The following is a 20,845-nucleotide window of genomic DNA, read 5'->3' on the forward strand; positions in this document are numbered from 1 at the left end:
CAATACGTTGGCTGATGGTCATGAGCGATCCTCGTGTTGGACAGGTCCTTGTCGACCTCTGAACACTAACGGGGAATCGCTTTCCAGAGAGGCATTGGGCTTCCTAAAAGCTTGTAGGAAACGTCTCTGAATGATGGATGCCGCTCAGTATGTGGCCATGATCGGTACCCCGGCCTTTTGCGCCACCTGTCGAACCCAAGGCACTGCTGCTAGCCGTTTTCCGTCCGATCTGTATGCGCGATCAATGCGCAAACCCAGGAGAACTTCCATGGCAAACGATCAGAAAGTCCCCGGCCTCGAGCAAACCGAATCCCAGCCCGGCAGCGGTGACGGAGAGGTCCCGCTACCTTCGGATGACGAAGGCCCGTTCGAGGAGGAGATGGAGGACGTGCAGGCCAACAATTCGGTTTCTGCCGAGCACCCGCAGCCTCGCTGACGGAGTTGCCCGGAACGAATGCGGTTCACACCTTTTCTTGCGAGGTATGCAGCGATGAGCCCCGATCCGAATGCCCAAGGCGGCACGAACCAGAACATGCCCACTTCACCTGACCCGGCCGTTGACCCCGACCGCCCGACCATACCCGACCCTGACGACGACCCGCTCATGAACGAAGAAGAGGGTGGTGATTGGCAGGAGGAAGACAGCTTGGCTGATGACGGCAGGCAGAGCGTGGAGCAGCCTGCGGTGGACCTGGATCAGCGCAGGGAATGACCATTGATAGGGCAGGGCCCTGTGGGAGCGGGTTTACCCGCGAAGAATCCGACACGGTGTATGGCACCGGCTGCGCCGGTGTTCGCGGGCATGCCCGCTCCCACAGGTACTGTGGCTGCCTTGAAGGCTGTGGTGATCCGGTGGGCGTGCCCGCGAAGAATCCGGCGCGGTGGCTGGCACCGGCTGCGCCGGTGTTCGCGGGTGAACCCGCTCCCACAGGTACTGCGGCTGCCTTGAAGGCTGTGGTGATCCTGTGGGAGCGGGCATGCCCGCGAAGAATCCAACGCGGTGCATGGCACCGGCTACGCCGGTGTTCGCGGGCACGCCAGCTTCCACAGGTACTGCGGCTGCCTTGAAGGCTGTGGTGATCCTGTAGGAGCGGGCATGCCCGCGAAGAATCCAACGCGGTGCATGGCACCGGCTACGCCGGTGTTCGCGGGCACGCCAGCTCCCACAGGTACTGCATCTGCCTTGAAGACTGTAGTGATCCTGTAGGAGCTGGCTTGCCTGCGATGGGCTGCGCAGCAGCCCCAATGGACACAGCCCTGGCATGCGCGCCGGCGTATCACCCCCGTCGCAACGCAGCCGCCAGCCCCACGGTCAGGATCACGGCACAAAGCATGGCCAGGCTGATGGCAATTGCGACACCCCAGGCATCGAGCAGCCCTGCCAATACCAGATAAAACGCAATCACCCCCATCGCCCCGATCGCATTGCCCCGCACCATCGCCGCCATTCCGGCACGGCCATTCTGCACATGGGCGAACACCACCAGCGGCCAGGCAATCACCGGGATCGGCGCTAGCATGCCGCTGGCCGCCGGGCCCAGCCAGTTGGCCAGGCTTGTGATGACCATCAGCAACGAAGTGGCAGACACCATGCGCAGAGGGATTTCCCAAAACCGCTGCCGGGGCCGGGCCAGGGCATCCGGCCTGGGCTCGCGGCCGCTGGCGCGTATCAGCACGCCAATCAGCACCAGCGCCACGGCAATCGACAGGTACAGGTTGCCCCCGTGGGTAAACGCATAGGCCGCTACACCATAGAACAGCATCGCCAGCAATACGGCTGGGCCGATGCCGAGCCTGCGTGTAGCGAACAGGTAGAAAGTGTAAGTGGCCTGCACCGCCGCCAGGCCGCCCAGCGCGCCGGGCACCGCCCCCAAGGCAAAGGCCGTGCCCTGTTCCAGGCACAGGAAGGTCATTACCAGTGCCGAGGTGATCGGCAGGCCAGACAGCAACCCGCCGAGCAGGCCGCCCCAGCGACGCGAGGCGAGGGAGATGGCCCACATCAGGAGGGGGGTGACGATCAGCTTGAGGTAGAACAGGGTCATCGCAGGGCTATCCATATGTGCGAAAGGTGCGCCCGCCGTAGGCATTGGGTAGGGCGCAGATGAATCAACCGCGGCTGGCCTCCAGCGCCTGGGCCAGGTCGGCGATGATGTCGTCGCTGTGCTCGATGCCAATCGACAGGCGCACCATGTCCCGTGGCACGCCGGCCTTCTCCAGTTCCTCGTCGTTGAGCTGGCGGTGGGTGGTGGAGGCGGGGTGGCAGGCCAAAGACTTGGCGTCGCCAATGTTCACCAGGCGCACCACCAGCTGCAGCGCATCGATGAAGCGCGCGCCGGCCGCCTGGCCGCCCTTGATGCCGAACGACAGGATCGACGCCGGCTTGCCGCCGGTGTAGCGCTGGGCCAGTTCATGCTCGGGGTGGTCGGGCAGCCCTGCATATTTCACCCACGCCACCTGCTCGTGCGCTTGCAGGTAGCGGGCGACCTTCAGCGCGTTCTCGGTGTGGCGCTCCATGCGCAGGGCCAAGGTTTCCAGGCCTTGCAGGATCAGGAAGGCATTGAACGGCGATAGCGCGGCACCGGTGTTGCGCAACGGCACCACGCGGCAGCGGCCGATGAAGGCGGCGGGGCCGAAGGCCTCGGTGTAGGTGACGCCGTGGTAGGACGGGTCGGGGGTGTTGAGCAGGGCGAAGCGTTCCTTGTTGTCGGCCCAGGGGAACTTGCCGGAGTCGATGACGATGCCGCCGATGCTGGTGCCGTGGCCGCCGATGTACTTGGTCAGCGAGTGCACGACGATATCGGCACCGTGCTCGAACGGCCGGCACAGCACCGGGGTGGCCACGGTGTTGTCGACGATCAGCGGCACACCATGGCGGTGGGCGGCCTCGGTCAGCGCGGCGATGTCGACGATATTGCCGGCAGGGTTGCCGATGGACTCGCAGAACACCGCCTTGGTACGCGAATCGATCAATGCTTCGAGGGCGTCGATGTCGTCATGGGCGGCGAAGCGGGTATGGATGCCCATGCGCGGCAGGGTGTGGGCCAGCAGGTTGTAGGTGCCGCCGTACAGCTTGGCCACCGAGACAATGTTGTCGCCGGCCTCGGCGACGGTCTGGATGGCGTAGGTGATGGCCGCCATGCCCGAGGCCACCGCCAGCGCGCCAACCCCGCCCTCCAGGGCGGCCATGCGCTGCTCGAGCACGTCGTTGGTGGGGTTCATGATGCGCGAGTAGATGTTGCCGGCCACCTTCAGGTCGAACAGGTCGGCGCCGTGCTGGGTGTCGTCGAAGGCGAAGGAAGTGGTCTGGTAGATCGGTACGGCCACGGCCCGGGTAGTCGGGTCGGGGCTGAAGCCTGCGTGGATGGCGAGGGTTTCCAGCTTCATTCAATCGTTCCTTGAGCGTGGGTGGAGCGATCGAGCATGTGGCGGGGAAGGGTATGGGTCAAGCGTGAACGCGCGATGGGCTGCCCGGCAGCAGCCCATCGCATTCAAGGGCGCGTTAGAACGTTGTAAATGGCACGCAGGCAGCATGGCCGCGCCATGCCAACCGCTACAGCATCCGCACCATCTCCCAGAACGATGCCGCCACCCCGGTAATGCTTTCCCCGGCAATCAGCCCCGCTGCGGCCGTGATCGCAAACCGCTCGGTAACGCTCGGCCAACGGCAACCGACCAGCCAGGTAACCACCGCGCCAAGCCCCATCATCATGCTGATCGATGCCGGCAGTATGAACGCCAGCCCTAGCGCGCCGGTACTCGGCAGCCAGCGCGCCACCCATTGCGGCAGCAGGCTGTCCAGCGCGCCCAGCAGTACGCCTGCCGCGCTGCCGGCCACGATCGCCCAGCGCAGCTCCGGCGACAGCGCCCCCAGCCCCTGCATCAGGGTCTGGGCCACGGCTTTCCAGGTCGCCACGGCCGGTGCGGGCCATTGCTCGGTAAGCAGCAGGGTCTGCGGATCGGGAATCAGCACCAGGTACACCAGCACGCCGGCCACGCTGCCGATTAGGATGCCCAGGCACTGTGCAATCAGTTGCTTGTGTGGCGTCGCGCCGATCGCCTGGCCAACCTTGAAGTCGTTCATCAGGTCGGTGGCTTGCCCGGCCGCGCCACCGGCAGTGTTGGCGCTCATCAGGTTGATGGCCACCTGGCCTGGGGCGACCAGGCCAAAGCTGAGCTGCGACAGCTTGCCGATGGCGCCGATCGGCGCAATACCGGTGGCGCCGACCACGCGCGCGGCGACCACCGCAAGGCATATCGCCAAGGGAATGCTCAGCAGCGCCATCCACCAGTCGATGCCGAACAGCAACGCCTGTAACGCCACCACCAGCGCGATGGACAATAACAGCCCGCACGCAGGTGCCAGGGAAAATCGCCCACGGGGGTGCGCTGACCGACTAGCCAGCGGGGCGGTAGGCTTTTGCCGGGGCATTTGCAACAGGCGGACCGACAATGAAGTCAGGGTCGCGCATACCATCAGGCTGACGCCCGGCCACAACAACCATTCCACCAGGGCAGCGAACTGTGGGCCGCTGGCGTTCGGGGCCAGCACCACCAGGGCATTGTCGATCAGCCACGGTGCCAGCCCGCCCCAGGCCAGCGCGGCGCCGAACAGCAGCGTCAGGCCCACGCGGATACCGATGATGCCGCCGAAGCCGACCAGCATCAGCGAAGGATCAAGCGTGAAGGTCAGGCGCTCGAGCACAGGCGAGGGTGCCCAGCGCGGGATCGCCCAGACGAACCCGTCAATCCACTTCACCAGCCCCGACAGCAACGCGGCGCTGCACAGCACCTTTATCCGCATCATGGCTTCGTGGCCGTGGCGGTAGATCTGCTGCAATGTCTCCAGGGTCGCCATGCCCTCAGGGAACTTCAGGCCATGGTCATCGAGCAGGGCGGGGCGCAGATACCAGGCGATCCAGATGCCCAGAAAGCTCACGGAGAACACCCAGGCCATCATCGGCAGCGGGTCCAGCTGGTGACCGGTGAGCAGGGTATAGGCGGGGATCGGCGCGACCAGCCCGCCAGAAACGATGGACGCGGCGGCCGAGGCCACGGTCTGGTTGATGTTGCTTTCGTGCAACGTCCAGGCGGACCGGCCCTTGCTGCGCCCCGCCAGGCCCTGCCAAAGGGCGAAGCCGACCAGCAAGGCGATGATCGACATGTTGAACGACCAGCCGATCCGAAGGCCCGCGTACACATTCGAGGGTGTCAGCAGAATGCCCAGCACTACGCCGGTGAGCACCGCCCGCAGGCTCAGTTCACGTTCGATGCGAGCCTGGGGAAGGGCGGTGGACGGGGCATCTCTCATGGCAATCCCTTGTCGGAGTGGTAAGCGCGCTTTGCACAACTGAGCCACTGCTGCCACAAAGGTTCACTGTCGCTTCTGGTTGTGAAAGGTGCCCAGCAACAGCCCGGAAGTGCTAGCGGCAACACCGTCGGGTCTCAAGAAAAGTGCTGTGCACAGGGGCTCGCTTTTGCTGACATTGCCGAATCAAGTGAAATTAGTTAAGTTATCTAAACTCGATAACTTTCCTAAACTCGGTATAAGTCATGGACCCGATCGCTAATCCCTATTCCCCGGGAGCAGGCGCGCCGCCGCCGGCATTGGCTGGTCGCGACGCATTGCTCAAGCAGGTAAGCATCGCAATCGCCCGCATTCGCCGGGGCCGAGCGGCGAAGAGCGTGCTGATGGTCGGCTTGCGCGGCGTGGGCAAGACTGTACTTCTCGAAAAAATGCGCATTGAAGCCGAGGCCGAGGGTGTTCATGCCATACGCATGGAGGCGCCGGAAAACCGTTCGCTACCCGCACTGTTGGCGCCTCAGTTGCGCCTGGCGCTGCTTCGCCTGAGCCGGGTGGAAGCGGCTCGGGACCTGGCTCAACGGGGGTTGCGAGCCCTTGCCGGTTTTGCAAAGTCGTTGAAGGTTGCCTACGCGGACATAGAAGTAGGCCTGGACCTGGAGCCAGAACCTGGCTTGGCTGATAACGGTGACCTGGAAGGCGACCTGGCGACCTTGCTGGAGGAGGCCGGCAAGGCCGCACAGCGCGCCGACACGGCGCTGGTGATGTTCATCGACGAGTTGCAGTACGTTGCCGAAGATCAGTTGGCCGCGTTGATTACAGCCTTGCATCGCTGTGCCCAGGGCCAGTTACCTGTCACGCTGGTTGGGGCTGGCCTGCCTCAATTGCGTGGGCGTTGTGGTAACGCGAAATCCTATGCGGAGCGACTGTTCGATTTCCCTGAGATCGGCCCGCTTGCTCCTGAGGCCGCAAGGTTTGCGGTAGTACGGCCTGCAGAAGATGAAGGCGTGGAATTCGAAGAGGCGGCGCTGGGAAGTGTGCTGGCACATTCACAGGGCTATCCCTATTTCCTGCAGGAGTGGGGCAAGCATTCATGGGATGTAGCCACGCAGAGCCCCATCACCAGCGCTGATGTCGAAACTGCTTCAGAGCAGGCGATTGCCACACTGGATGAGAGCTTCTTCCGGGTGCGCTTTGACCGCCTTACGCTAGCGGAAAAGAAGTACCTGCGTGGCATGGCGGATCTGGGTGCCGGTCCGCATCGCTCTGGGGATATTGCGGCGCGCCTGGAGCGGAAGGTTTCCACGCTCGCGCCGTTGCGTAGTGCATTGATCGATAAAGGGATGATCTATAGCCCGAACCACGGTGATACGGCGTTCACGGTGCCGCTCTTCGATGAGTTCATGCGGCGTATCATGCCGGGCGATGATTGGCGGATGGGCTAGCCTGCTCTACAGGCATGCAAGCCGCAATCACAGGCAACGGTCCTCCCTGATTGCCAGTACGACTGTAAAGATATGCAAAGTTTCCCCGGGCCATCACGCTGCCACTCTAGAATCCGCGCGCTGCCGAACCGGCCAACGGTCGGCGGAAGATCTAGCCTTGTGGAGCGTTGCAATGAAGTCGAAACACCTTTTCCGCGCAGCCCTGGTTGCGGCGCTGGTATCCGTCTTGTCGGGTTGCTGGATGTTCATGCCGCCGGGAGGTGGCGGTGGTCATGGTGGTGGCCACGGCGGTGGCGGTGGCTTTGGCGGCCATCAGGGGGGCGGCCCTCGCTGAGCCGACCTCGCGAGGGAGCGCACTGCCTCGGCCGGGATGCATGATCGCACCCGGTGCGAGAGCGCCCGTCCAATCTGATAGCCGCCGCTATTTCCTGGCTACCTGCGTGACTGCGCTTCCAGCACCTCACATACCTGAACATTCAGCTTCACAAACTCATCCCAGCCATACCGGTTGGCGTAGTGCAGCTCATATTGCCGATCCACCCGACAGATCTCAGGTCTTTCCTCGTAGATCGTGCAGCGTTTGCTGGGCACGTCATGATGTCGACAGGTGCCGTCCCCCCGGTCGAGGAAGCGCGTTTCCTCGGCCAGGTGAACGTTTCGGCAGCACAGGCCGCACTGGTTGCACGGAAACGGCTGCATTCTTACACCAGCGAGGCCAGCCAGTCGCGAGTGCTCGCACTGTTGCCCATTTCAAACGGCAGCTCGATGTTGCGCTTGGCGACCTCAGCTTTCAGCACCATGCCGCGCTGCAATTCATCGTTGCAGGCCATCAGCGTCAGCGAGAACGCTTCAAGTTCATAAGCGTCCAGGTTGAACTCAAGCTTGCTCAGCTCGGTCAGGTAACGGTCCAGCTCTGCGTTTACCGACTCGAAGTGCTTGACCACACCGGCGTGGGGCATGATCGACTCGATAAAGGCCCAAAGCTTGTGGGCCACTGGGCTGTGCAGCAGGAAGTAGTTCAGGCCCAGGGTGACCACGCCGGTGACCAGTGCGCTGGCAAACGCCACCAGTTCACCGCCGAAGGGGAAGCTGCACAGTGGCAGCAGTTGGGCATGCACCATGGTGCCCACGACAGTGGCGGCACCGAGGGACATCAAGCTGGTAACGGCCTTGCAGAGGTCGACGAAGCCCAGTTGTTCGGGGTTGAAGATCATCAGTTTGATGGCCTTGACCAACTGGCCCCAGACCTCGCGAATGATCTTGACCGTCATGACCTTGGTCGTGGCGAACACATTGAACAGCGTGGTGGTCGCGCTGGCCATGACACCCGCGAAAACGCCGTCCTTGAAGCCGATGAGAAAGTCCGTGAAGCGTTTTTGCACACGCGTCCAGATGCCTTTCAAGGTGCTGTTGACGCTGTCGATGAAGGTTTCGAAGTCGAACTTGTGCTTGAGTTTTTCAAGCAGCGCCGGCACCTGCCCGCGCAATTCGAACCAGACTTCGGCCAGCACCAGGCCAAGCATCTGGCGGGCACCCATTTTCAGGCCGGCATCCAGCGACGCGGAAGCGCTTTGCTTCCAGAACTTGCTGCTGGTGTAGTAGGCGCGGTTGATCTGTTCGTTGTAGGGCGCCCGGGCAGCCTCGTCCCGTTTGCGCATCTCATCGGGGTCGATGGCCTTCAACGTTTCGATCTTGTTTTCGTCTTTGCGAATCTGATCTTCCAGCACGCGTGCATTGTGCTGTTGCTCGGGGGTGTCACGCGGCAAGGTAGCCAGGCGTGCTCGGTCCTTTGCCAGTTTGGTTTCGCTTCTGCCGATCAGCTCGGGCAAATCGCGGAGGTAGTCGTTGATAGGCGTCTGGCCTTTCGACTTGTTGATGCTTTCGTGGGTCGTTTGCAGGTTGCTGCTCTGGTTCGCCAGCTCGACACCGTCCAGCCCGGCCAGCACGCGGCCGGCATCGTCATGAATTTCCTTGGCACTGATAACGTGATCAATGTTGCGTTTCTGGGCTGCAGTCAACGTGGTGTTGCGGTAAGGGTCGTGAAGTTCGCCAGCCAGGTGAGTGGCTTTGTCCCTGCGCCCTGTCTCGATGTAGTTTTCGTGCTGATGGTACGGATCCGGATTGTAGTCGCCGCGCTTTTCGAAGCGTTGCTTCTCCTGCTCCGTTGCCCAAACGCCATTGCGTGCATTGTGGATGGTGTCCACCTCGCCGCCGTGTTTGTCCTGGAACAAAAGAAAGTCCAGGCCAAAACTGGTGGCCAGGCTGGTGACTACGGTTTTCTCGAGCTCTTCAGCCCAGGGATAGTCTCGCGCTGCGGCGTGCATGTTCGGGTCCATGAAAATCGAAAAGGGGGAGGTGGGGAAGGCGAGCCTTCCCCGGGAGGGCATCAGGCTGCTTCGACCTTTTCTGCTTCAGCGCTGGCGCTGACCATCACTTTGTCGAGTTCGCTCTCGTTCAGGACCATCGAACCGTCGTTGTCCAGTTCCATGGTCGGAACGCCATTTTCATCCTTGGCGACCTGACCGTTGACCTTCTTGAGCTTGAAGATCGGGGTGGTGATGACGTTCACCAGAATGGCCGCCAGGGCGTAGCCGTTTTCGATGGTGCGCACGATCGACTCGTTGTGCTTGGCCAGTTCCGCCTTGGCATCGACGTTGCGGCCTTTGAGGTCCTGCAGGAAGCTGTCGATGTCCTTCAGGCTGTCGAAATACTGATTGAACTGGGCGTAGATGGACATCAGCGAACGACGGATCTTGCGGGTGTAGTGTTCGGTTTCACCGAGCATTTCGGTGGCGCGGGCAAGCTTGCCGACCGCCGCTGTCACTTCCTGGTCGGCTTTGCGGGCGTTTTTCAACGCCTCCTCGCCGTGGCTGTTGTAAGCCCAGCCGGCAATCGCCAATACCGGGGCGGCCACTGCTGCGCCCAGAATTGCGGTACCGCCTGCCATGCCCAGGCCACCGGTAGCCAAAGAGCCGCCACCGATTGCCGCCAGGGTCGCGTTGGTAGCGGCAACACCAGCCAGCGACGAAATGGCGGTGCCGGTCGAAGCCGCGCCCAGGGCCATTACACCGCCATAGACGGCGAAGCCCGCCGCAGCGCCCGCAGTACCTGCGCCCGCTACGGTACCCAGCACGCCAACAGCAGTGAAGCTGTAGCTGTCGACCTTTTGCAGGTTGTGCTTGGGAATGTTGACTTCCAGTTTGTGCTGGCGGCCGGCGTTCATCTGGTCCAGCAGTTTGTCGGCCAGTACCTTGAATTCAGCAAAACTCTGGCCGATCTCCAGTTCCTTTTTCCCCAAGGCTTCGAGAGCGGAAGTGGTTTTGGTTTCCTGCTCGTCAAAGATTTCCTTCTTCGCCTCATAGCGTTCCTGGGCGCCTTTGACAATTTCGTCGGCTTCCGAATGACGTTGGTATCCGTCGTAGCCTTTCTTGGCTCCGTAAGCAGCTGTAACCAGGGCGGCGGCACCGAGGATTAGAGGAAGCGGCATGGCAATGTCCTTTTGGTGGATATCGATATCTGTCTAGGTTTGCTTTCGCGCTCACATTGAGCAGCGGTAGCGGAAAATCGGCACAACGTACTGCAGGGTTGAGGTCAGGCGGGGCAAGCCTCCAGGTAGAACGCTTGCATCGAGCGCAAACGCTGGCGGATCTCGTCGACCCAGACCTGTGGGGCATGTAGGCGGATGTTGTCGTTGAGCGCGAATATCCACCACAGCGTTTCCCGGTCCAGGGGCACCTTGGCGCGTAATCGCTTCCAGTCCTCTGAAGGCAGGTCAGTCAATTCCTGTTGCTGGCTGAGGGGCGTCTCGTGCAACAAGGTGGCGATCTGTGGATGAACATCGGCGATCAGTTCTACATGGGCGTCGGATTGGCGCAGGTTGAATACGCCGCTGGCGATGTAGTCGTCGACATCGAAGCTGCTGTGCAGCTCGGCAGCTTCGCCGAGCACTTCGATTTGCTGGATGCGATGCAATGCAAACTGGCGCAGGTCACTGTAGTCATCAACCGTCGCAACCAGGTAGCTGATGGCATGTCGCGATACCAGCCCGGCCGGATGCAGGCGAAATTGCTTGATGGCATCTTTGCTGCGGCTTCGATAGCTCACCTGCAGTTGCCGACGCTCCAGCAACGCGCTGGATACCTGTGCCCAAACCTCTGGCAACACCACAGCCGGGATCAAGGTTTTACCGTTGGGCAGTGCACGAACGCGCCGGGCCCAATCGGCCAGGCCATTGGCCCCTACGCCATGCAGGTAGTTACGGGCGCGGCGGAACTGCGGGCCCAATTGGTCCAGGACTGTTTGCGGCAATAAGGCGTGCAGATGGTTTTCGGACAGGTAAAGCGCCAATGCCGTAGGCGCATCCATGTCTTGCAGCTGCAAGGGCGCGTTACGAGTGAAGCTCCAGCGAAAAGGCATCTCGCTGTCGTCGCACACGAGGGAGAAGGGGATGGACAACCGATTCAGGTCGCGTTGAATGGAACGCAGCGTGACCGAAAACCCGCGATCGCGAAGCTTCTCCAGCAACGTGGGGGTGGCAATGCGCTGTGGCTCTGTCGGGATAAGACGGAGCAAGGCAAACAGTCTGAGCAGCGTGTCCTTCGCTTGTGACATGAAAACGACCTTGTTCTGGATCACCGGCTGCCCGGCACGACTTCTAGCTGTGCGGATCGTACCGGTGAATGGTGGCCATATGCTAGTGGTAATGGCGGTTTAATGGCGCATTTGCGCGTCAATTTTTATCGCCTTTGGTATTACGTGGGCTTTGCGGGCTCACTGCCGTTGCGCTTTTTCGCGTTTGAGCTCGCTGTACTCGCGATACCACTCGTATCCCTTCTTCACCACCACGGCAAAGCCGATGACTGCAAACAGGTCTCTCATCTCGTTTTCCTCCTGGCTTGGTGTGGGTAGCTTTTGCCAGGAGGGCGACAACCTGTGTCGCTGGGGGCTGATTGGCGTTGCACATTGCGTGAACGCCACGCTTATCAAGGTCTCCTCACCCCGACCGCCCAAACCGCTTGCGATACTCCGCCGGCGTCACCCCCACATGCTTCACGAACGCCCGCCGCAACGTATCCGCATTGGCAAACCCGCACAGCGCCGCCACCTGCTTCGGTGCCTCTCGCCCAGCCTCCAGCCGCGCCCGCGCAGCATTCACCCGCGCCAGCTCCACCCACGCGGCCGGGGTCATGCCCACATCACCCTGAAACACCCGTGCAAAATGCCTCGGGCTCAGCCCAACCCGCGCAGCCAGGCTGGCAACCCCGTGGTCCAGTGCAGGGTTGGCGGCCACGTAACGCTGCAACCCTTGCAATGCCGAACGCCCAACCGGTGATGTCCCGCCCTGCCGGCTGAACTGCAGCTGCCCACCAGGCCGTTTGAAGTACATCACCAGGTGCCCGGCAACCTGCTTGGCAATATCCCGCCCCAGGTCTTCTTCCACCAGGGCCAGTGCCAGGTCCAGCCCGGCCGTTACCCCCGCAGCGGTACGCAGCTTGCCGTCATGCACCTGAATGGCGTCGGCATCCACCTGCACCCGCGGATAACGCTCGGCCAGCGGCTGCGCCACGGCCCAATGGGTGGTCACACGCCGGTCATCCAGCAACCCGGCAGCCGCCAGGGCAAACGCCCCCGTGCACACCGAGCCGTAACGCCGGCAAGCGCCCGCGCGTTGCCGCAGCCAGTCGAGAATGCCGGGGCGCAGGTATTGCTCGGCAGCCTGCGGCGTGCCGGCGACCAGCAAGGTGTCGATGGCTTCCAGGTCTTCGCCGATCCAGCCGTCGGCGACCAGGCGCGTACCGGAAGAGCTCACCAGCGGCCCCGGTTCGCAAGCCAGCAACAGTAGGCGATAGGCGTCACGGCCGGCCTGGCGGTTGGCTTCGGCGAACACATCGAGCGGGCCGCAGGCATCCAGCAGTTGTACGCCGGGCATGGCCAGGATGGCGACCGTGATGGGGGCAGAGGGCATGGTGGCTCCGGGCGTTGCGCCGCAAGTCCGTAATCCGCCGACAATGGCAGTATCTGGCGCTACAAGTCAATTGAGGACATTGGCTCACGACCGCAGACTGGGCTCGTCATCAACCCACCCAGGAGCGACCATGTCCTCATCTATCGCTGGTATCCAGGTGCCCGACAGCGCCATGGCTCGGGAAATCACCGAGCTCGTCCGTGACACGGCTTCCCCTTTGCTGTTCCACCACTCCAGCCGGGTGTTCTACTTCGCGGCCCTTGCCGGGCAGCGGCTGGGGCTGCGTTACGACAGTGAACTGTTGTACGCAGGCTGCATGTTCCATGACATGGGCCTGACCCATCAGCACAGCAGCGATTGCTGCCGCTTCGAGGTGGACGGTGCCAATGCGGCGCGCGATTTCCTCCAGCGCCACGGCGTGGACGAGCGCGATGTCGAGCGTGTGTGGACGGCGATCGCGCTGCATACCACGCCGGGCATTCCAGAGCACATGCACCCGCTGATCGCCCTGGTCACGGCGGGGGTGGAGACTGATGTGCTGGGGCTGCACCACGAAGGGTTGGGGATTGCCGCGCGGGACGCCGTGGTCCAGGCGCACCCGCGTGGGGAGCGGTTCAAGGAGGCGATCATCCAGGCGTTTTACGACGGGATCCGGCACAAGCCGCAGACCACGTTTGGCAACGTGAAGGCGGATGTGATCGCGGACAAGGAGCCTGCATTCCGGCCTGGGAATTTCTGCAGCGTCATTCGGCAGTCCTGCTGGGCGAGCTGAATAAAGCGGGCTGGTGCTGCCGGTGATCGCAGGCCCTGGTGCCTGTCAGCTATACAGATTGGGGCCGCTTTGCGGCCCTTCGCGGGCGTGCCCGCTCCCACAGGTTGGACATCAGATCAAACCGGTGCTATCGAAGTGGCAGCTGGCACGTCGAGCGCAGAGTCCGCTACCGAACGCTCGCGATTCGCCACCCCGAACGGCACATGCACCATCGGCAAATCCCCCGCCGGCGATTGCAAATGGCTGCGCTGGTCATCAAAGAACACATGCGGCTTCAGTATCGACAGCACCCTGGGTTTTTCCATCCCGCCCAGAAAGAAGCACTCGTCCGGCGATACGCCCCAATCCTTCAACGTCGTCACCACCCGCTCGTGCGAAGGGGCATTGCGCGCCGTCACGATGGCAATCCGCAAGATGCGCTTGTACGCCGGGTCCTCGGCCAACTTGCGGTCTTCGAGCATGCGAATCAGCGAAAGCTTGCGGTACAGGTCCGCCAGCGGCCCCGGCGAATGCGGGATGCCCTTGCGCACGCGTTCATGCTCCTGAAACTCGTCCAGGTTGTCGTCGCGCTTGTACACGCGCTCGGCCTCGTCATCGGCAATCACCCCGTCAAAGTCGAAGGCCACCCGCAATTCGGTGTCGATCTCGTCATCGTAGATGCGTGTCGGCAGCACCCGCCCGGCGGGGTAGTTGGCGTCGATGGCTTTCTGTACATCCTCCTCGTTGGCGCTGAGGAACAGCGAGGCATTGAACGCCGGGATGTACTCGTAGGGCGAGCGGCCCGACATGAACGCCGCGCGGGTGATGTCCAGCTGGTAGTGGCTGATCGAGCGAAACACCCGCAGGCCGGTTTCCGGCGAGTTGCGCGACAGCAGCACCACCTCCACCGGCAACTGCTCGGGGAAGGCCTGGTTGATGCTCAGGAAGCGGCGAATGAACGGGAATGCCACACCCTTGGGGAAGGGTTCGTCCAGGTTCTGCTGCTGGTGCTGGCGGTATGCCTCGACGCCCTGGGTCTGGTAGATGTCGTCCGAGACGGTGAGGTCGAACAGCGCACTCGAAGCAACGCCGATGACCAGTTTCTGTTCGATGGGGTAGGGCATGAAGCAACTCCTGAGCGTGAGCTGAAGGCAAGTGTACCCGTGCGCTGTGACGAAAGCCCTCAGTACCAACAGGCGCTATCGGCATCAGATGAGGATGTAGTCGCTACGCACCATCAGCGGCTCATGCGCCCCTTCGACCAGGTGCACGAACTGCCCTGCCACCTGGTCGATCGCCAGGCAGTCGTCGACATCCAGCAAGGCATCGGTATGCGGCTTCAGCCAGCCCGCCTGCATGCGTTGCTTGCCCAGGGCCTTGGCCTCGGTCTTGCTGTGGGCGGTGACCAGCAGGTAGCGGTGGGCCTCGCCGAACACTGCGCGTTCATAACCACCGAGGTTGATGAAGTACAGGCGCAGGGCACCGGGGGCGGGGGCGTGCGGGCGCAGTTCGATGCGCTGGCCGTCGACGCCATGCACTTCCAGCCACGAATCGATGTGCAAACCTTTCGGGCTGCCGAACCAGGCCTGGCGCAACTGCGGGTAGGCCTGTTCGAAGGTGTCGGCCAGGGCGAACACCACATCGTGAACTTCGATCTTGGCGCCGGGGTGGCGGCCTCCGAGCATGACGACGTAAAGCATGGGCGGTCCTTTGCGGGGCTAACGTAAGAATGCGGCATTGTACTGCCTGATTCGCGGATGCCGCTTTCATGGAACTGCACAGGGCTCACTGAATTAGCAGGGCCTCTGTGGGAGCGGCTTTAGCCGCGAACACCGGCGCAGCCGGTGCCAGGCACTGTGTTGGATTCTTCGCGGCTAAAGCCGCTCCCACAGGGTGCGCGTACCGTTTGCGCATTCAGTTCTCTGCGCGACAGCTCCGGCCTGACAGTTGCTCCACCAGAAAATCCACGAACACCCGCACCCGCGCCGGCATCGCTGGGCCGCCGACGAACACCGCATGGATCGGCTCGCGATCACCGGGGTTGTACGCCTCCAGCAACGGCACCAGCTGCCCGTTGGCCAGGTCATCGGCCACGGTAAAGGTACCGATGCGCGCCACGCCGGCGCCGAGCCTGGCCAACTGCGCCAGGGCCTCGCCGCTGCTGCATTCGATATTGCCCGCCAGCTTCAATGAAAAAACCTGCCCGTCGCGGCGGAACGGCCAGTCGGGCGCGGCGCGGCGGAAGTTGAAGCGCAGGCAGTTGTGCCGGGCCAGGTCTTCTGGCACAAGCGGCGTACCGCAGCGCGCCAGGTACTCGGGCGAGGCGACGATCACCTGGCCGGTTTCGCCAATGGCGCGGGCGCTCAACGAACTGTCCGGCAGGTGGCCGAAGCGCAGCGCCACGTCGGCCTGGCCGCCGAGAATGTCGGCCACTTCGTCGCTGAGGGTAAGGTCGACCAGCACCTGCGGGTAGCGCGCGCTGAACGCCGCCAGCAACGGCACCACGGTCAAGCGGCCATGGCCCAGCGCTGCGCTGACTCGCAAGCGCCCGCGTGGCACGCCCTGGTCGGTGATGGCCTCTTCCACTTCGAGCATGTCGGCGAGCACCCGCCGTGCACCGCGCAGGTACGCTTCGCCCTCGGGCGTGAGGGTGATCGCCCGGGTGGTGCGCAGCAGCAGGCGGGTGCCCAGGCGCTGTTCGGTGCGCGCGAGGATGCGGCTCACCGCCGAAGGTGTCAGGCCCAGCGCCCGGGCGGCTGCGGACAGGCTGCCCTCCTGGGCCACCTTGGCAAATATTTCCATCTCTCCGGATCTTCCACTGAAGTCCATTTGTGCCTCTTCAGCAAAGGTGGTTCGCAAAAATGCAGTCTAGTGCGGCTAGCCTTCGGATCGTAGCATTTGCAGCACAGATAAGGAGCTTGCCATGCGTATCAATCCACCTCTTGTCGCACTCGCCATCGGTGCCTTTGGCATCGGTGTCACCGAGTTCGCCCCCATGGGCATGTTGCCCAGCATCGCCACCGACCTTGGTGTCTCCATCCCCGCTGCCGGGCTGTTGGTCAGTGCCTATGCGATCGGTGTGCTGATCGGCGCACCGCTGATGACCCTGGCCACGGTGAAGATCCCACGGCGTTACCTGCTGATCGGGCTGATGGCCATTTTCACCCTCGGCAACCTGATGTCGGCCCTGGCCAGCGACTACGCCAGCCTGCTGGTCGCCCGCGTGGTCACCTCGCTGAACCACGGTGCGTTCTTCGGCATCGGTTCGATCGTCGCGGCCAGCGTGGTGCCGCCCGAGAAGCGCGCCGGGGCCGTGGCCGCCATGTTCATGGGGTTGACCCTGGCCACCATCGGCGGAGTGCCGCTGGCGACCTGGTTCGGTGAAATGCTGGGCTGGCGCACGGCATTCTGGGGCATCGCCGGGCTCGGCCTGGTGGCAATGACCACCCTCTGGTACGCACTGCCCAATGTGCCGTCGCCCAAGGGTGGCGGGGCCATGGCCGAAATCCGCGTGCTGGGCCGCGGGCCGGTGCTGGCGGCATTGCTGCTGACCGTGGTGGGCTCCAGTGCGATGTTCACGGTATTCACCTACATCGCGCCGATCCTGCAGAGCGAAGCGGCAGCGTCCACCACCTTCGTCACGGCCATGCTGGTGTTGTTCGGTGTCGGCCTGACCTTGGGCAACGTGTGGGGTGGCAAGGCGGCGGACCGCTCGATCGACCGTACCCTGATGCTGTCGCTGGCCGTGCTGATTGCGGTGTTGCTGGTGTTCCCGCTGGTGATGGACTGGCCGCTGCCGACTGCGCTGGCGATCCTGGTCTGGGGCGCTGCCAGCTTTGCCCTGGTGCCGCCGCTGCAGATGCGGGTGATGGAGGCGGCCAAGGATGCGCCCAACCTGGCGTCGGCGGTGAATATCGGGGCGTTCAACCTGGGGAATGCGATTGGTGCGGCGCTGGGTGGGGCGGTGATCAATGCCGGGTTGGGGTATTCGGCGGTTTCCCTGGCGGGGGCGGCGATGGCGGTTTTGGGCCTGGTGATGGTGCTGCTGTTCGCTTGGCGGGGGCGGTCGGGGGCTGCGGCGAGTCAGGTTGCTGCGTAACAGGTGGAGATCTTCGGGGGCGCTTTGCGCCCCATCGCGACACAAGGCAGCCCCACAGTTTTGCCCATCACGGCGTACCGTTACGGCCATGCAGGTGATAGGCCGGGCGCTCGCTCAGCCGCTCGTAATAATCGCGCACGGCCGGCAGGTGCGGGTGCTCGAACGGCGTTTCGAACCAGCGGTTGACCGACAGGCCAATGGGGATGTCGGCCAAGGTGAACTGGCTGCCGGCCACGTAGGCACCGGTGCTTGCCAGCTGGCGGTCGAGAATGTGCATGTAGCGCGCCCAGTCCGCGCAGCCGGCGGCCAGGGCCTGTGGGTCCTGGTGGGCGGGCGAGTGCCTGACCAGCGACATGAACGCGTAGCTCCAGGAACGGTTGAGGTCCGAGGCCTGCCAGTCGATCCACTGGTCGATCCTGGCCCGCGCCTGCGCTTCGCCCGGGTAGAACCCGGTGGCGCCATAGCGCGTGGCCAGGTAGCGGATGATGCTGTTGGATTCCCACAGGGTGAAGTCGCCATCCTGGATCACCGGGATCATGGCGTTGGGGTTCAACGCAAGGAACTCGGCGCTGTCCGTGGGCTTGAAACCCGCCCCCCAGTCTTCGCGCTCGAACGCGACCTCGAACTCGGCGCACGCCCACAGGACTTTTCGTACATTGATGGAGGAGGCTCTGCCCAGTATCCGTAGCATGGTGTTCATCCTTGTGGGGGGAGATTGATCGTCCGTCACTGCCGGTTGCCGGTCAAGAGCCTGAGTGGTGGTGGAGCATCCCCTTTGTAGGTTCCTTGTAGTCCATTTCCGAAAGTAAGCCTTTCCACCCCCAAGGTTATTGTGGCGGGGCAGGCAGCGCCCTAGTCTCGGCACGCTCGTAACCCCGAGGAATGGACATGGACAAAGACACTCCGAAAGAAAGCAGCAACCTCAATGTCGTGCGTGCAGCGGGCCGTTTTGGCAACGGCGGCGCCGAACTGGTGCAGATGAACGCGCAGTTGCCAATGCGTACGGCGCTGATGGAGGCCTCGAGCATCATGGGCTGCATTACCGAACTCACCCGCAAGGCCATCGACCGGCCCGGTGACCGCAAGGCGATGATGCAGGCCACGTATTACCTGGCAGGCATGGCCAAGGCGCTGATCGACGGCCAGTTGCAGCAGTTGCGCCAGGCTCGGGGAGGCGAGCAGGAGCCTTAGTCAGGCTTGCCTGGGGACCATGAACTTGGCACCCTTGGCCAGTTTGAATCTCTGTATCACGACAGAAGGAAGTTCGCATTGAGCTGGGACAAGGTGGGGAAACTCCTCGTAGCCGTGCTGCTTGGCCTGATGGTCCTGCTGACCGCCTATGGGTTGCTCAGGGGCAACCCGCGCCTGGAGGCATCGCTGACCTATGCCTACCTCACCTATCCCAGCCAGTTCAGCGAACGCATCACCAAAGCCAGCGAGCAGCTCAAGTACGAGCAGTTGCAGGGGCGTATCAATGCCATCAGCGAGGGCGGGCTGAGCCACGATCAGGTCGAGCGGCTGATCGAAATGGCCCAGGCACCGTATGCCCAGCTGTTCGCCAAGCCCTTCGAGGCCGGGCTGGTCGACCACCGTACCGGTTTGCTCATCGAGCTGCGCAACAGTGGTAATGCGCAGGTGCGCCAGGTGAAAATCCGCCTGCCGGCGAAAGGCTTGGTACAGGTGCGCGATGCAGCTGGCAATGACACCATCCTGGAAACCTCCACCATGCAAGCGGACATCCCCGTCATCGAGCCGGGTGGCGCGTGCAAGGTATGGGTGTATTTCGATGCGGACTACTCACAGATCCGCCAGGGCGGGGTCAGCATCAGTCACGCCGATGACAAGGCTGACATACAGGTTTACCGCGAGGTCATCGGTTTCCCGGCCTGGGTGGCCCGTTACAGTCGCGAGCTGATGGTGCTGCTGGGCGTATTGGCGGCCAGCGTGCTGGGCCTGGGGTATGCCTGCCTGTCGCGTCGCCGCTTGGTGTGAGCTTGCCGGGCGTGTCTTCAGGGCAAAGGACATTTGCCGCAAACTCAACAATCGCCCGTTGACAACCCTCTATAGTGCTCGGCATTACAAGACCCATGCCGAGCCTGCCCGATGATCCCCTCCCTGGACTCCATTTTTTCCCGCCTGCGCCTGCGTCAGTTACGCCTGCTCATCGAATTGGACCGCTGCGGCTCCCTGCACAAGGCGGCGGAGGCCATGGCGATTTCCCAGCCCGGGGCCACCAAGGCCTTGCGCGAGGTGGAGGAGGTGCTGGGTGTGCCGTTGTTCCAGCGCCTGCCCAGCGGCCTGGTGGCCAATGACGTAGGGCGTTGCGTGGTGCGATATGCGCGGTTGATTCACAGTGACCTGGGGCATTTGCGCGAAGAGGTGCTGGGCATCGTCCAGGGCCAGGGTGGGCGGCTGGCGGTGGGTAGCATCATGGGTGCCATGCCGACCCTGGTCGGTGCCCTCGGGCGGTTGCGCCGCAAGCAGCCGCAACTGGCGGTGGAGATCGCCGAGAACACCAGTGCCAACCTGCTGGCCCAGCTTGATGAAGGGCGCCTGGACCTGGCCATCTGCCGGCCAGGGCTGGGCCGCAACGCGGCGGACTACGCCTTTGTCGAACTGGCCCAGGAGCCGCTGGCGGTGGTCGCGCACCCGCAGCACCCGCTGGCCGGGGCGGCGGCGCTGGGAGTTGGCGACCTGAGCCAGTACCGTTGGATCGTCTACCCGGCCAACATGCCCATGCGCCAGGCGCTGGAGCGTGAGTTGAGCGAGGCGGGGGTGGAGGTGCCACGCTACCCGCTGGAAACCTTCTCCACCTTCGCCACCTTCATGTTGCTGGAAGATGACCCGACGCTGGTGGCGGTGATCCCCAGCGCCGTGGCGGCCTTCGCCGAGCAGCGCGGGATGCTGGTGTCGCTGGCAGTGAAGCTGCGGGCACTGAGCGAGCCGTTCGGGATCGTGCACCGGGTAGCCGCGCCGCTGTCGCCGGCGGCGCGGTTGCTGGTGGAGGAGCTTACGGCCGGTTGAGCCCTGTTGCGGCCCCCTATAGGGGCGGGTCTACCCGCGAAGAATACGACGCGGTGAATGGCACCGGCTGCGCCGGTGTTCGCGGCCACGGCCGCTCCCACAGGTATAGCGTGAGCCCGAAAGCTTGCGCCGTACCTGTGGGAGCGGGCATGCCCGCGAAGCAGGCGACGCGGTGGATGGCACCGGCTGCGCCGGTGTTCGCGGCCACGGCCGCTCCCACAGGTACAGCGTGAGCCCGAAGCCCACGCCGTACCTGTGGGAG

At 63.3% G+C, this 20,845-nt stretch carries 20 protein-coding genes; 8 read left to right on the plus strand and 12 right to left on the minus strand.

Features of this window, described 5'->3' with window-relative positions; translation table 11 throughout:
- Positions 1–268: 268 nt before the first annotated feature.
- Positions 269–436, plus strand: a complete 168-nt coding sequence (locus tag B2790_RS04955; protein WP_286918377.1) for a hypothetical protein — start codon at positions 269–271, stop codon at positions 434–436.
- A 96-nt stretch (positions 437–532) separates the two neighbouring features.
- Positions 533–712: a hypothetical protein gene (locus B2790_RS04960; protein WP_170978830.1), complete on the plus strand. Its 180-nt coding sequence runs from the start codon at positions 533–535 to the stop codon at positions 710–712.
- A 565-nt stretch (positions 713–1,277) separates the two neighbouring features.
- On the opposite strand, the gene B2790_RS04965 is transcribed toward B2790_RS04960, so the two are convergent.
- The 3 genes from B2790_RS04965 to B2790_RS04975 form a co-directional block, all read right to left on the minus strand.
- Complete coding sequence (locus B2790_RS04965) at positions 1,278–2,042, minus strand: hypothetical protein (protein WP_286918378.1); 765 nt, start codon at positions 2,040–2,042, stop codon at positions 1,278–1,280.
- A 64-nt stretch (positions 2,043–2,106) separates the two neighbouring features.
- Positions 2,107–3,384 carry a bifunctional O-acetylhomoserine aminocarboxypropyltransferase/cysteine synthase gene (locus B2790_RS04970; protein WP_286918379.1) on the minus strand — a complete coding sequence of 426 codons (1,278 nt, stop codon included), beginning with the start codon at positions 3,382–3,384 and terminating at the stop codon, positions 2,107–2,109.
- 166 nt (positions 3,385–3,550) lie between these two features.
- Positions 3,551–5,308 (minus strand): OPT family oligopeptide transporter, encoded by a 1,758-nt coding sequence (locus B2790_RS04975; RefSeq protein ID WP_286918380.1) that lies wholly within the window; start codon positions 5,306–5,308, stop codon positions 3,551–3,553.
- A gap of 242 nt (positions 5,309–5,550) precedes the next feature.
- Here B2790_RS04975 and B2790_RS04980 point away from each other — a divergent pair, with 242 nt between their 5' ends.
- Positions 5,551–6,744 carry an ATP-binding protein gene (locus tag B2790_RS04980; protein WP_286918381.1) on the plus strand — a complete coding sequence of 398 codons (1,194 nt, stop codon included), beginning with the start codon at positions 5,551–5,553 and terminating at the stop codon, positions 6,742–6,744.
- A gap of 432 nt (positions 6,745–7,176) precedes the next feature.
- Here B2790_RS04980 and B2790_RS24875 read toward each other — a convergent pair whose 3' ends face one another.
- The 5 genes from B2790_RS24875 to B2790_RS05000 form a co-directional block, all read right to left on the minus strand.
- Positions 7,177–7,443: a YkgJ family cysteine cluster protein gene (locus B2790_RS24875; protein WP_349681750.1), complete on the minus strand. Its 267-nt coding sequence runs from the start codon at positions 7,441–7,443 to the stop codon at positions 7,177–7,179.
- A gap of 2 nt (positions 7,444–7,445) precedes the next feature.
- Complete coding sequence (locus B2790_RS04985; protein ID WP_286918382.1) at positions 7,446–9,068, minus strand: hypothetical protein; 1,623 nt, start codon at positions 9,066–9,068, stop codon at positions 7,446–7,448.
- A gap of 62 nt (positions 9,069–9,130) precedes the next feature.
- Positions 9,131–10,231, minus strand: a complete 1,101-nt coding sequence (locus tag B2790_RS04990) for a hypothetical protein (protein WP_286918383.1) — start codon at positions 10,229–10,231, stop codon at positions 9,131–9,133.
- Positions 10,232–10,335: 104 nt separating this feature from the next.
- A complete protein-coding gene (locus B2790_RS04995) occupies positions 10,336–11,355 on the minus strand; it encodes a helix-turn-helix transcriptional regulator (RefSeq protein ID WP_286918384.1) in 1,020 nt (339 codons plus the stop codon).
- 382 nt (positions 11,356–11,737) lie between these two features.
- A complete protein-coding gene (locus B2790_RS05000; protein WP_286918385.1) occupies positions 11,738–12,709 on the minus strand; it encodes a GlxA family transcriptional regulator in 972 nt (323 codons plus the stop codon).
- A gap of 130 nt (positions 12,710–12,839) precedes the next feature.
- Here B2790_RS05000 and B2790_RS05005 point away from each other — a divergent pair, with 130 nt between their 5' ends.
- Positions 12,840–13,481, plus strand: coding sequence for an HD domain-containing protein (locus B2790_RS05005; RefSeq protein ID WP_025338578.1), 642 nt, complete (start codon positions 12,840–12,842; stop codon positions 13,479–13,481).
- Between the two features lie 116 nt (positions 13,482–13,597).
- Here B2790_RS05005 and B2790_RS05010 read toward each other — a convergent pair whose 3' ends face one another.
- From B2790_RS05010 to B2790_RS05020, 3 genes are all read right to left on the minus strand, one after another.
- Positions 13,598–14,584, minus strand: coding sequence for a 5'-nucleotidase (locus B2790_RS05010; protein WP_286918386.1), 987 nt, complete (start codon positions 14,582–14,584; stop codon positions 13,598–13,600).
- Positions 14,585–14,668: 84 nt separating this feature from the next.
- Entirely contained in the window at positions 14,669–15,160 is a 492-nt protein-coding gene (locus B2790_RS05015; RefSeq protein WP_075044782.1) for a DUF1543 domain-containing protein, read from the minus strand.
- A gap of 214 nt (positions 15,161–15,374) precedes the next feature.
- Positions 15,375–16,289: a LysR substrate-binding domain-containing protein gene (locus B2790_RS05020; protein ID WP_286918387.1), complete on the minus strand. Its 915-nt coding sequence runs from the start codon at positions 16,287–16,289 to the stop codon at positions 15,375–15,377.
- A 94-nt stretch (positions 16,290–16,383) separates the two neighbouring features.
- Here B2790_RS05020 and B2790_RS05025 point away from each other — a divergent pair, with 94 nt between their 5' ends.
- Positions 16,384–17,559 carry an MFS transporter gene (locus tag B2790_RS05025; protein ID WP_286918388.1) on the plus strand — a complete coding sequence of 392 codons (1,176 nt, stop codon included), beginning with the start codon at positions 16,384–16,386 and terminating at the stop codon, positions 17,557–17,559.
- A gap of 67 nt (positions 17,560–17,626) precedes the next feature.
- On the opposite strand, the gene B2790_RS05030 is transcribed toward B2790_RS05025, so the two are convergent.
- Positions 17,627–18,250 (minus strand): glutathione S-transferase family protein, encoded by a 624-nt coding sequence (locus B2790_RS05030; protein ID WP_025338582.1) that lies wholly within the window; start codon positions 18,248–18,250, stop codon positions 17,627–17,629.
- A 197-nt stretch (positions 18,251–18,447) separates the two neighbouring features.
- Between B2790_RS05030 and B2790_RS05035 the strand changes: the two genes are divergently transcribed.
- The 3 genes from B2790_RS05035 (at position 18,448) to B2790_RS05045 (ending at position 20,583) form a co-directional block, all read left to right on the plus strand.
- Entirely contained in the window at positions 18,448–18,750 is a 303-nt protein-coding gene (locus tag B2790_RS05035) for a DUF3077 domain-containing protein (RefSeq protein WP_025338583.1), read from the plus strand.
- 78 nt (positions 18,751–18,828) lie between these two features.
- On the plus strand, positions 18,829–19,551 hold the full coding sequence (locus tag B2790_RS05040) for a hypothetical protein (protein WP_286918389.1): 723 nt from the start codon (positions 18,829–18,831) through the stop codon (positions 19,549–19,551).
- Positions 19,552–19,662: 111 nt separating this feature from the next.
- On the plus strand, positions 19,663–20,583 hold the full coding sequence (locus B2790_RS05045) for a LysR family transcriptional regulator (RefSeq protein ID WP_286918390.1): 921 nt from the start codon (positions 19,663–19,665) through the stop codon (positions 20,581–20,583).
- Positions 20,584–20,845 lie beyond the last annotated feature (262 nt).

The sequence above is a fragment of the Pseudomonas sp. UBA6753 genome (assembly GCF_002453565.1).
GTDB lineage: Bacteria > Pseudomonadota > Gammaproteobacteria > Pseudomonadales > Pseudomonadaceae > Aquipseudomonas > Aquipseudomonas putida_Z.